Below are 11,465 nucleotides of genomic sequence, written 5' to 3'. Positions count from 1 at the left end.
TCACGGCTGGGAGGAAAAACGCCCGACCAGACCTACTTCAACCAGCCGCTTCTCGCAGCAGCGTAAACCCGGCAGACGATCCACTTATCAAGCCGCCGAGGCTGTTCAGACAAACCAAGCCACTTCTGCCCCCGTCCTATTTTGAGATAGCACATCCATTGAAGCAGGTTGGGCAGGGAGCTGCGAGATCATGGCAGACGAGCGTATCCTCCTGACCGGCGCGTCGGGCTTCATCGCCAAGCATGTCGCGCTGCAGCTGCTCGAAGCTGGCTATCGCGTGCGCGGGACGGTGCGGACCGAGGAGAAGGGTGAAGCGCTTCGTCAAACGCTTGCCGCCAACGAGGCCGACGTCTCCCGACTCGAGATCGCCCTGGCCGATCTCATGGGCGAAGCGGGTTGGGACGCCGCGGCGGCCGGTTGCGACAGGGTCTGCCACATGGCCTCGCCCCTGCCGCTCCGACAGCCGCGCGACCGCCAGGCGCTGGTGCCGGCCGCCAAGGGAGGAGCGCTGCGGGTGGTCGCGGCGGCGGCCAAAGCGGGCGCCCGGCGGCTGGTCATGACCTCGTCGGTTGCGGCGATGTCCTATGGCCACGGCAAGAAGCATTCGGGGGTCATCGGCGAGGCGGACTGGTCCAACACCGAAGCGCCGGACATTTCCCCTTACGCGATCTCCAAGACCGAAGCCGAGGCCGCGGCCTGGACGGCGGCGAAGGCGGCCGGCCTCGACATGGTGTCGATCAACCCGGTCCTCGTCGTCGGGCCGCTCCTCGACGACGAGCCCGGCGCGTCGATGCAGCTGGTGCGGCTGATGATGCGCGGCCGGATGCCGGCCGTTCCCGCCATCTCCTCCGGCTTCGTCGACGTCAGGGACGTCGCGGCCGCCCATGTCGCCGCGCTCGGCGCCGACGGCGCGGTCGGCCGACGTTTCCTGCTCTCGGCCGGGACGCTCTCGCTGATGGAGGTGGGGCGGGCGATCGGTTCGGCCGTGCCCGAATATCGCCCGAAGCTGCCGCGGTTCGTCCTGCCGGATTTCGTCGTCCGGCTGGCGGCGCTCGTCGTTCCCGATGCCAGGTCCGTGGCCGCCGAGCTCGGCCGCGGCAAGACGCTGGTGTGCGACCCGGCAAAAGCCGTGCTCGGCTTTTCGCCGCGCACGCCTCAGGACGCCACCGCCGCTGCGGCGCTCAGCCTGCGCGAGAAGGGCGCGGTCGATGATCGAGGCTCACGGCGTATTGATTGACGCTAGGTAAAGCGCGGTGCTACAACACAGCCCACCGAAACGCGCACTGTGGCCGAAATGACATCGCCGCATCCAATCCCGTGTGCGATAGGCTCCGCACATTCGATTTTCGGTCGAAGCGAGGCAACCAAATCGCGCCTTAACCCTTTGACGTCGTGAATGGGGCAAGCGCCACAACATTGTGGCAACGTTTACGCGGTTGAAACAATCTTCATGAATGATGCGAGCACAATGAACACGACGGGCTGGAGCACCATGCGTCGAACCCTCCTGACTCTCCTCGGCGCGATCGCCGCCTTCGGCGTGCTGACGGCGAGCTACGCCACGGCGGATCTGCCGAGCGACGGCGTTTCGAGCGAAATCGTCGGCACGACCGGCAACTGAGCCGCGGCCATATGAGACGAGACGAAAGAGGGGCCTTCGGGGCCCCTTTTTCGTGGCATTCGTCTGGTCTATCCCGTCTTCGAGATTCGCGGCTTTGCTCGAGGATGACATGAGGCTGAAATTCCTGGCGCTCGCCGCCGTGCTTCTGATCGGCACGGCCTTCGCCGTTCCTTCGGTCCTGACCGAGGGCTCGTCGCTCCACCGGCTGCTGGCATCGTCCGCCGACCGCGAGCCGGTGCGGCTGGCGCGCAGCGACGACAGCCTGCGGCAGGAATTGCGACGCGACGAGGCGCCCCGATGGGACGAGAGCGACGCAGCCGAGCCGGAAAGCAAGCGGATTCAAATCGCCGAAGCCGAGAGCAGCGACCGGATCCCGAGTTCGGCGGCCGAAATCAAGCTGAGCTTCGCTCCGCTGGTGAAGACGACCGCCCCGGCGGTCGTCAACGTCTATGCAGCGCGCAAGGTCGCGGCGCGGCGCTCGCCCTTCGCAGACGATCCGTTCTTCGGGCAGTTCTTCGGCAACCGCTTCGACAACCCGCCGCGGATGGAACAATCCCTCGGCTCCGGAGTGATCGTCGACCCGTCCGGGCTGGTGGTCACCAACAACCACGTGGTCGAAGATGCGGACGAGGTGAAGGTCGCCTTCGCCGACGGGCGCGAGTTCGACACCAAGGTGGTGTCCAAGGACGCCACCGTCGATCTCGCCGTGCTCAAGATCGATGGCGACGGGCCTTTCGCGACGATCCCGATCGCCGATTCGGACGATCTTCAGACCGGCGACCTCGTGCTCGCCATCGGCAATCCGTTCGGCATCGGCCAGACGGTGACCAACGGCATCGTCTCGGCGCTCGCCCGCAACCACATCGGCGTCAACGACTTCGGCTTCTTCATCCAGACCGACGCGGCGATCAATCCCGGCAATTCCGGCGGGGCGCTGATCGACATGAGCGGGCGCCTCGTCGGCGTCAACACCGCGATCTTCTCGCGCTCGGGCGGCTCGAACGGCATCGGCTTCGCGATCCCCTCCAATATGGTCTCGACCTTCGTGCGCGCGGCCGAGAACGGCGGGCGCTACGAGCGGCCGTTCATCGGCGCCGACTTCGCACCGGTGACCGCCGACATCGCCGAGGCGCTGGGGCTTCCCCGGCCGACCGGCGCGCTGGTGCGATCGGTCTATCCCGACGGCCCCGCGGCGAAGGTCGGGCTCAAGGTCGGCGACGTCGTGATGAAGGCGGACGGCAAGGAGGTCGCCACCCCCGATGCGCTGAACTATCGCTTTGCGACACGCGGGATCGGCCAGAACGTCGAGCTCGCGGTGCTTTCGGCCGACGAGACCGAGGACCTGACGCTGCCGCTCGAACAGGCGCCGGAGACGCCGCCGCGCGACGAGCGGGCGATCGACGGGCGGAACCCCTTTGCCGGAGCGACGGTCTACAACCTGTCGCCGCGGGTCGCGGGCGAGTTCCAGTTGCCGCAGGATGCCACCGGCGTCGTCGTCGCCAAGGTCGCGCCGCGCTCGCTCGCCGCGCGCTTCGGCCTGCAGCCGGGCGACATCCTGCTCGAGGTGAACGGCGAGAGCGTCGAGACGACCGAGTCGCTGGTCGCGATCGCCGGCGAGGATTATCGCGGCTGGCAGTTCGACATCGAGCGCGGTGGCCGGCGTCTCACCCAGGTCGTGCGCTGAGATGAGCGACCTCTTCGGCGACGACCCGCCCCCGCCATCGCCGAAGCCGCGCCAGGGCGGCAGCGCCGCCGCTGGCGAGAGCGCCCCGGCGAGCCGTGCCGTCGGGCGGCCCGAGGCCGCCCGGCCGCTCGCCGACCGGCTGCGGCCGCAGAAGTTGTCCGAGGTGGTCGGCCAGGAGCATCTGACCGGGGAGGGCGGAGCGCTCACCCGCATGTTGGCAAACGGCAGCCTCGGCTCGCTGATCTTCTGGGGCCCGCCCGGCACCGGCAAGACCACCGTGGCGCGGCTTCTCGCCGGCGAGGTGGACTACGCCTTCGAGCAGATCTCGGCCATCTTTTCCGGCGTCGCCGATCTGAAGAAGGTGTTCGAATCGGCGAGGCTGCGGCGGCGGAACGGGCGGGTCACGCTGCTCTTCGTCGACGAGATCCACCGCTTCAACCGCGCCCAGCAGGATTCGTTTCTGCCGGTGATGGAGGACGGCACGGTCGTTCTCGTCGGCGCGACGACCGAAAATCCCTCCTTCGAACTCAACGCCGCGCTGTTGTCGCGGGCGCGGGTGCTGACCTTCCAGTCGCTCGGGCCGGAAAGCCTCGGGCGGCTCCTCGACCGCGCGGAGCAGGACACCGACCGGGCGCTGCCGCTCGATGCGCAGGCGCGCGAACTCCTCCTGCAGCTCGCCGACGGCGACGGGCGGGCGGTGCTGACGTTGGCGGAAGAAGTCTGGCGGGCGGCGGGCAAGAACGAGGTGCTGGACGCCGAGACGCTGCTGTCCGTCGTACAGCGCCGTGCGCCGATCTACGACAAGGGCCAGGATGGGCACTACAACCTGATCTCCGCGCTGCACAAGGCCGTGCGCGGCTCGGACGTCGATGCCGCGCTCTACTGGCTGTGCCGCATGCTCGATGCCGGCGAGAACCCGCTCTATCTCGGCCGCCGGCTGGTGCGGATGGCCTCCGAGGACGTCGGCCTCGCCGATCCGAACGCGCTCACCGTCGCGCTCGCCGCCAAGGACGCCTACGATTATCTCGGCTCGCCGGAGGGGGAACTGGCGCTGGCCGAGGCAACTGCCTATCTCGCCGCCGCGCCGAAATCGAACGCCGTTTATGTCGCCTACAAGGCGGCGATGCGGGCGGCGAAGGAGCATGGCTCGCTGCTGCCGCCCAAGCACATCCTCAACGCCCCGACGAAGCTGATGAAGGAAGAGGGCTACGGCACGGGCTATCTCTACGATCACGACCAGCCGGACGGGTTCTCCGGCCAGGACTATTTTCCACAAGAGATGGGCCGCCAGCGCTTCTACCAGCCGACCGACCGGGGCCGGGAGGCGAGAATCGGCGAGCACCTCGCACGTCTGGAGGCGCTGCGACGGGAACGCGGGGGCTCGTGATCCGGCGCGGCTGCGCGTTCGCCTTCGTCACGGGATGGCCGGACGAAGTGGCGTCATTCCCGAAAGAGAAGGCTGCAGACGCCCGCGATCGACCGAGCGAGTTGCAGGATTTTTGCCGAATTGGGGCGAAAGGCCGGCGGAAATCGGTCTCTCGGGCTTGATCACTGCGGCCTTAAGCCATTTTAAAGTTCTTATGGACTGAGGCCGATTGAGGGCTCATCATTCGCGCGCCCGGCAAGGGCGCATTTTTTCATTCAAAGACGAGGTCTCGATGTCATCACAACAGACCACCGAGATACCCGACGTATCGGTGACCGACTACGAAGTCGGACAGGACAACATCCAGCGGTTCGGGCTCGACATCCACAACCCGGTCTTCCCGATTTCGGCGAGCGTCATCATCGCCTTCGTCGCCTTCACCCTGCTCTTCCCCTCTTTCGCCGACGACTTTTTCGGCTGGCTGCGTCCGGCGATCACCTCGACCTTCGACTGGCTGTTCATCATTGCCGGCGACATCTTCGTCCTGTTCTGCCTGTTCCTCGTCGTCTCGCCGCTCGGCAAGATCAAACTCGGCGGCAAGGATGCGCAGCCCGAATTCGGCTATTTCGGCTGGTTCGCCATGCTGTTCGCCGCCGGCATGGGCATCGGCCTGATGTTCTACGGCGTTTCCGAGCCGATCACCCATTTCTCCGCTTCGATGGCGGGGGGCGCCGACGCGCCCTTGATGGGCGCCGCCGGCGACACCGAGGCGGCGCGCCGGCTCGGAATGGCGGCGACGATCTATCACTGGGCGCTGCATCCCTGGGCGATCTATGCCGTCGTGGCATTGGCGCTGGCCTTCTTCAGCTACAACTGGGGCCTGCCGCTGACCATGCGCTCGGTGTTCTATCCGATGCTCGGCGACAAGGCCTGGGGCTGGCCCGGCCACGTCATCGACATCCTCGCCGTCTTCGCCACGTTGTTCGGCCTCGCCACCTCGCTCGGCTTCGGCGCGGAGCAGGCGGTCGGCGGCCTGAACTACCTGTTCGGCATCCCGGACACGATGCTCTCCAACATCGTCCTGATCGTCCTCATCACCGGCGTCGCACTGACCTCGGTGGTCGCCGGCCTCGACGCGGGCGTGCGGCGGTTGTCGGAGGTCAACATGGTGCTGGCGCTGGTGCTTCTGCTGTTCATCTTCTTCGTCGGGCCGACGATGCAGCTGGTCCAGGGATTCGTCGGCAATACGGTGGCTTATCTCAGGGAGTTCATCCCGCTTTCGAACCCGTTCGGCCGCATGGACGACGGCTATCGGACCGGCTGGACGACCTTCTACTGGGCCTGGTGGATGAGCTGGTCTCCCTTCGTCGGCATGTTCATCGCGCGGGTCTCGCGCGGGCGGACGGTGCGGGAATTCATCACCTGCGTGCTGATCATCCCGACCATCGTCTCGATCATCTGGATGACCGTCTTCGGCGGCACGGCGCTGACCGAGACGATCGGCGGCTTCTCCGGCATCGTCGACGCCGAACTCGAGGTGAAGCTGTTCGAGATGCTCGGCCAGCTGCCGCTCACCCAGATCACGTCCTTCATCGGCATCGTTCTCGTCATCGTCTTCTTCGTCACCTCGTCGGACTCGGGCTCGCTGGTGATCGACACGATCACCGCCGGCGGCAAGATCGACGCACCGGTGCCGCAGCGGATCTTCTGGGCGACGTTCGAGGGGCTGGTGGCGATCACGCTGCTGCTCGGCGGCGGGCTCGCGGCGCTGCAGGGCGCGGCGATCGCGACGGGCTTCCCCTTCGCCATCCTGCTGCTGTTCCTGTGCTGGTCCACCTGGAAGGGACTGGTCGACGAGAAGAGGCAGCCGTTTCTCGAGAAGATGAAGGCCAAGGGCCACAAGGTCTGACCGGACCGGGCGGTCGTCACCATGTCGGCCGGCGCATCCCGCGCCGGCCGCTTTTCGTCCCAGGGAATCGTCCGGATATCTCCAGCATGGTCAACGTCCTCATCGTCGCGCTCGGCGGCGGCATCGGCGCGGCATTGCGACATTTGTCCGGGATGGCCGCGATGCGGCTCCTCGGCGCCGGGTTTCCCTACGGCACGATGTTCGTCAACGTCCTCGGCTCCTTCGTCATGGGCGTCTTCATCGAACTTCTGGCGCGGCGGTTCGGCGCCTCGCCGGATCTGCGCCTGTTCTTCGCCACCGGCGTTCTGGGCGGCTTCACCACCTTTTCGTCCTTCTCGCTCGACACCGCGTTTCTCTACGAGCGCGGCGATCTCCTGCTGGCGGCCGTCTATGTGATCGGTTCGGTGGTGGTCGGCATCGCCGCGCTGTTTGCCGGGCTCGCGCTGGTGCGCGCCCTCGCATGACCATTCGCCGCAACGACATGGGAACCGTCGGATGCGCATTCTTCTGACCGGGTCTTCCGGCTGGCTCGGCCGGTTTCTGGCGCCGAAACTGAAGGCGCGGGGCGACGTCGTCGTCGGCCTCGACGTCGCGGCGGGTGCTCACACCGACGTCGTCGGCACCGTCGCCGACCGGGCGGTGGTCGACCGGGTCTTTGCCGAAGAGGGCATCGAGGCGGTGATCCACGCCGGGGCGCTGCACAAGCCGGACATCGTGCGCTACGGCCGGCAGGCCTTCGTCGACGTCAACGTGACCGGGACGCTGAACCTCCTGGAGGCCGCGGCACGCGCCGGGCACCAGCGCTTCGTCTTCACCTCGACGACCTCGCTGATGATCTCGCAGCAGATCCGCGACGAGGCGGGCGAGGCGGCGGTCTGGCTCGACGAGACGACCGGCCCGCTGGCGCCGCGAAACGTCTATGGCGTGACGAAGCTCGCCGCCGAGGGGCTCTGCCGGCTGTTTCACGCCGAGCATGGGCTGAACGCGGTGGTCCTGCGCACGTCGCGGTTCTTCCCGGAAGAGGACGATACGCTCACCGACCTGCCGGGGGAAAACCTCAAGGCCAACGAGTTCCTCAATCGGCGGCTGACGGTCGAGGATGCGGCGGATGCCCATCTCGCCGCGCTCGACAAGGCGCCGGGGCTCGGCTTCGAGGTCTTCATCGCCTCGGCGCCGACCCTGTTCGAGCGGTCCGAGGCGGGCGAACTGAAGCGGGACGCGGCGACGGTGGTCGCCCGGCATTTTCCGCAGGCGCCGGAGCTATACGCGAAACGCGGCTGGCGGCTGCCGAGGTCGATCGGCCGCGTCTACGACGCCGGCCGGATGGAGCGCCTCCTCGGCTTTCGCTGCCGGACGGACTTCGCGGCCGTCCTCGAGGCGTTGGAGGAGGGCGGGAAACTGCCGTTCCACCACGATCCGGCCTATGTTTCGCCGAAGGAAAGGGGTCGGGCTTCGGCGTGACCGGTCGCCTTCCGGGTCATTCTCCGTATCGCGTTCCGGCAATGGCAGAATTGGCCGCCGGATCGCTTTTGAGGCAGCCTCTCTCAACGAAGCGATTGCATGCCGCGGTCGAGAAGCTCCCGCATGAATCTCTGATATTTCATTCCTCGCCGGGCAGCCTCGATCTTGATCGCCGCGAGTTGGCGCTCCGGCATACGCATGGTGACGCGGGCCGACTTATCGTCGAACTCGTGGTGGATCGGTTCGATCTGGCTCCAATCGTATTCCGTCAGGTCCGCCTCGGCGACGAACTGCTCCGCCGCCTCATCGCTCGGAAGACTTGGCCAAGGCTTTTTGTCGTTGCTGGTCATAAAGATCGACCTCTTCTCGATGCATGTACCGGGCGCTGATGGGCCGGATGAGCGTTCCTTCCCGCGTCTCCCGATAGGTGATGACGACGAAGACGTAGCGCCCCGATTCTGCCGGCGCGGCTATCCGCCAACGCTCCTCCGTCGGATGCGGGTTGACGACGCGAAAATCCGCAACGCGGACTGCATGCTCGATCTCGTGGCGATCGACGCCATGCTTGCCGCACTTGGGCCAGTTTCCGGCGTCCCAATCGAACCCGACGATTTGCATCTTCCTAGAGATGCACATTTGTATGTACATCTCAAGTCGGCATGCATCGCCGTGCCGATACGACGAGGCCTGCCGGCGCGCGACGTCCTGCCCAGACGTCGGCCGCGGGACCGGGCGTCACGTCGGGCAAATTCTCCGCCTTCATTGCCCATCGCTCCACCATTCTTTAGGAAACGGGCAACGATCAAAAGCAAATTGGAGCGCAAGGCGCGAAATGGCGACTGTCGAGCAGAAACGGGTGGAGGAGGACGAGGCGGGGCTGCGGCTCGACCGCTGGTTCAAGCTTCATTATCCGGGGCTCGGCTTCGGCCATCTGCAGAAGCTTTTGCGCTCCGGCCAGATCCGCGTCGACGGCGGGCGGGCGAAGTCCGACACCCGCATCCAGCCGGGTCAGACGATCCGCGTGCCGCCGGTCGGCAGCGACGCCAAGACCCTCGACACCAAGCCGCTGACCGCCAACACCATGAAGCACCGGGAGGACGGCGACGTCCTGTCGAAGATGCTGATCTACGAGGACGACAAGGTGTTCGTCTTCAACAAGCCGGCGGGTCTCGCCGTCCAGGGCGGCTCCGGCGTCGTGCGTCACGTCGACATGATGCTCGAGGCCTGGCGCAACAGGAAGGGCGAAAAGCCGCGCCTCGTCCACCGCATCGACCGCGACACGACGGGCATCCTCGTGGTGGCGCGGACGCGGGGCGCGGCGATGCAACTGACCAAGGCGTTCCGCGAGCGCGACACCCGGAAGCACTACTGGGCGATCGTCAAGGGCGTGCCGGCGCCGCACGAGGGGCGGATCTCGACCCATCTCGTCCGGGAGCAGACGCCGGACGGCGACCGGATGCGAATCGCCAGACATGGCGAGGAGGGCGCAGACCACGCCCTGTCCCACTACCGGGTGATCGACCAGGTGGCGCAGAATTTCGCTTGGCTGGAAATGCAGCCCCATACCGGCCGCACCCATCAGCTGCGCGTCCACGCCGCCCATATCGGCCATCCGATTCTCGGCGATCCGAAATATTTCGAGCACGACACCAACTGGGAGTTTCCCGGCGGCGTCCAGAAGCGGCTGCATCTGCATGCGCGGCGGATCGTCATCCCGCATCCCGACGGCGGCGTGATCGATCAGATCGCGCCGCTGCCGCCGCACATGGTGCAGACCTTCAACCTGTTCGGCTTCGACGAAGCCGCTCTCGACGATTGAGCAGACCTCGATGAAGGCCGTTCTCTTCGACTGCGACGGCACGATCGCCGATTCGGCCGGGCTGATCTGCCGGATCATAGAGCGCGCCTTCCGGCGCTTCGATCTGGAGCCGCCGGCGCCGGAGGCGACCCGGGCGATCATCGGCCTGTCGCTGGAGACCGCCGTCGCGGCGCTGCGCCCGGGGCTCGGCGAGGCGCGGACGCGCGACGTCGCCGAGGGCTACCGCATCGAATATCGCGCCGAGCGGGCGCGGCCGGATTTTTCCGAGGCGCTGTTTCCCGGCATGGCGGAGCTGGTGCGCGATCTGGCGACGCGGGATGCCGTCCTCGTCGGCATGGTCACCGGCAAGTCCCGCCGCGGCGTCGCCGCGCTGACGGCCCATCACGGCATCGCCGAGTGTTTTCAAGCGGTGCGGACCGCCGACGACTGTCCGTCGAAACCGCATCCGGCGATGGTGCTCGAATGCTGCGCCGAGTTCGGCATCGGCGCGGAACGGGCGGTGGTCGTCGGCGATACGAGTTTCGACATGGAAATGGCCAAGGCGGCCGGGGCGCGCGCCCTCGGTGTCCGATGGGGCAGCCATTCGGCGGAACTGATGCGCGCCGCCGGTGCGGACGAGATCGTCGCGGACGTCGGCGCACTGACGCGCTCGATCGAACATTTTCTCGCAGGCTGACGGGCACGTCGCCAGGGCAGCTTCATCCGAAACGACCGCCGACCTCGGTCGCTCGTCATCGAAAGGGCCGACAATGTCGAACAACCCGCTCCTCGCCCGGCCGGATCTGCCGAAGCGCTTCTACGCGGCCGTCGGCGTGGTCGAGACGCCGGACGGCTTCGTCGTCGAGCTCGACGGACGGCCGATGAAGACGCCGGCGCGCAAGCCGCTTGCGGTTCCGAGCCGCGACGTGGCGGAGGCCATCCGCGCGGAATGGGACGCGCAGGCGGAACGCATCGATCCCGGCACGATGCCGATGACCCGGCTGGTCAACACGACGATCGACGGCATCCTCGCCGATCCCGGGCCGGTCGGCACGGACGTCGCCCGCTTCGCCGAGACGGACATGCTCTTCTACCGCGCCGGCGCGCCGGAGGGGCTCGCCTTGCGCCAGCGCCAGCGCTGGGACCCCGTGCTCGACTGGGCGAAGGAACGGCTGGGGGTCCGGTTCGTCCTGACAGAGGGTGTGATGCACGTCGCCCAGCCCGAGGAGTCGCTCGCGGCCGTTCGCCGGCACGTCGCGGCCTTCGATGACGGCTTTGCGATCGCCGCGCTGCATCAGGTCACCACGCTCACCGGCTCGGCACTTTTGGCGCTCGCACTCGCCGACGGCAGGGTGACGGCAGAGGAGGCCTGGGCACTCGCCCATCTCGACGAGGACTGGAACGTCGAGCAGTGGGGCGCCGACGAGGAAGCGATGGCGCGCCGCGCGATGCGCTGGCAGGAGATGCTGGCGGCGGCGATCATCCTGAACTCGCGGCGAGAAGGCTGATCGATCCGCAGGGATTGGCGATCGCCAGCCCGGTGCTTGATGCCGCCACCGGCTGCAACCAGAGACCGTGACATCTTTGCCGCATCGTCGCCAAGAACGCTTGCGACGAGGCCCGGCG

At 67.1% G+C, this 11,465-nt stretch carries 12 protein-coding genes; 10 read left to right on the top strand and 2 right to left on the bottom strand.

From position 1 onward, the window contains the following. The first annotated feature begins 190 nt into the window (after positions 1 to 190). The 7 genes from LZD57_RS10285 to LZD57_RS10255 all read left to right on the top strand — a co-directional run bounded on the left by LZD57_RS10285 (position 191) and on the right by LZD57_RS10255 (position 8,041). The gene (locus LZD57_RS10285; RefSeq protein WP_233719515.1) at positions 191 to 1,237 is read left to right on the top strand and encodes an NAD-dependent epimerase/dehydratase family protein; all 1,047 of its coding nucleotides are present in this window, start codon (positions 191 to 193) and stop codon (positions 1,235 to 1,237) included. 231 nt (positions 1,238 to 1,468) lie between these two features. Then, a complete protein-coding gene (locus LZD57_RS10280; protein WP_233719514.1) occupies positions 1,469 to 1,621 on the top strand; it encodes a hypothetical protein in 153 nt (50 codons plus the stop codon). 109 nt (positions 1,622 to 1,730) lie between these two features. Then, entirely contained in the window at positions 1,731 to 3,305 is a 1,575-nt protein-coding gene (locus tag LZD57_RS10275) for a DegQ family serine endoprotease (protein ID WP_233719513.1), read from the top strand. A 1-nt stretch (position 3,306) separates the two neighbouring features. Further along, positions 3,307 to 4,692, top strand: coding sequence for a replication-associated recombination protein A (locus tag LZD57_RS10270; RefSeq protein ID WP_233719512.1), 1,386 nt, complete (start codon positions 3,307 to 3,309; stop codon positions 4,690 to 4,692). Positions 4,693 to 4,963: 271 nt separating this feature from the next. After that, positions 4,964 to 6,580, top strand: a complete 1,617-nt coding sequence (locus LZD57_RS10265) for a BCCT family transporter (protein WP_233719511.1) — start codon at positions 4,964 to 4,966, stop codon at positions 6,578 to 6,580. Positions 6,581 to 6,666: 86 nt separating this feature from the next. Further along, positions 6,667 to 7,044: a fluoride efflux transporter CrcB gene (gene crcB, locus LZD57_RS10260; RefSeq protein WP_233719510.1), complete on the top strand. Its 378-nt coding sequence runs from the start codon at positions 6,667 to 6,669 to the stop codon at positions 7,042 to 7,044. A 31-nt stretch (positions 7,045 to 7,075) separates the two neighbouring features. Then, positions 7,076 to 8,041 carry an NAD-dependent epimerase/dehydratase family protein gene (locus LZD57_RS10255; protein ID WP_233719509.1) on the top strand — a complete coding sequence of 322 codons (966 nt, stop codon included), beginning with the start codon at positions 7,076 to 7,078 and terminating at the stop codon, positions 8,039 to 8,041. Positions 8,042 to 8,124: 83 nt separating this feature from the next. Here the strand turns inward: LZD57_RS10255 and LZD57_RS10250 are convergent, their stop codons facing one another. After that, a complete protein-coding gene (locus LZD57_RS10250) occupies positions 8,125 to 8,391 on the bottom strand; it encodes a CopG family antitoxin (RefSeq protein WP_233719508.1) in 267 nt (88 codons plus the stop codon). Further along, positions 8,345 to 8,689, bottom strand: coding sequence for a BrnT family toxin (locus tag LZD57_RS10245; protein ID WP_233719507.1), 345 nt, complete (start codon positions 8,687 to 8,689; stop codon positions 8,345 to 8,347). Before LZD57_RS10245 ends, LZD57_RS10250 begins: the two co-directional genes overlap by 47 nt. Before the next feature lie 184 nt (positions 8,690 to 8,873). Here LZD57_RS10245 and LZD57_RS10240 point away from each other — a divergent pair, with 184 nt between their 5' ends. The 3 genes from LZD57_RS10240 (at position 8,874) to LZD57_RS10230 (ending at position 11,347) form a co-directional block, all read left to right on the top strand. Beyond that, positions 8,874 to 9,860, top strand: a complete 987-nt coding sequence (locus LZD57_RS10240) for an RluA family pseudouridine synthase (protein WP_233719506.1) — start codon at positions 8,874 to 8,876, stop codon at positions 9,858 to 9,860. 10 nt (positions 9,861 to 9,870) lie between these two features. After that, positions 9,871 to 10,536 carry an HAD-IA family hydrolase gene (locus LZD57_RS10235; RefSeq protein ID WP_233719505.1) on the top strand — a complete coding sequence of 222 codons (666 nt, stop codon included), beginning with the start codon at positions 9,871 to 9,873 and terminating at the stop codon, positions 10,534 to 10,536. A gap of 73 nt (positions 10,537 to 10,609) precedes the next feature. Further along, positions 10,610 to 11,347, top strand: a complete 738-nt coding sequence (locus tag LZD57_RS10230; protein WP_233719504.1) for an ATP12 family chaperone protein — start codon at positions 10,610 to 10,612, stop codon at positions 11,345 to 11,347. Positions 11,348 to 11,465 lie beyond the last annotated feature (118 nt).

This window comes from Jiella avicenniae (assembly GCF_021390325.1).
Lineage (GTDB): Bacteria > Pseudomonadota > Alphaproteobacteria > Rhizobiales > Rhizobiaceae > Jiella > Jiella avicenniae.
The sequence above is the reverse complement of the archived record's forward strand: the minus strand, read 5'-3'. Positions and strand labels throughout refer to the sequence as shown.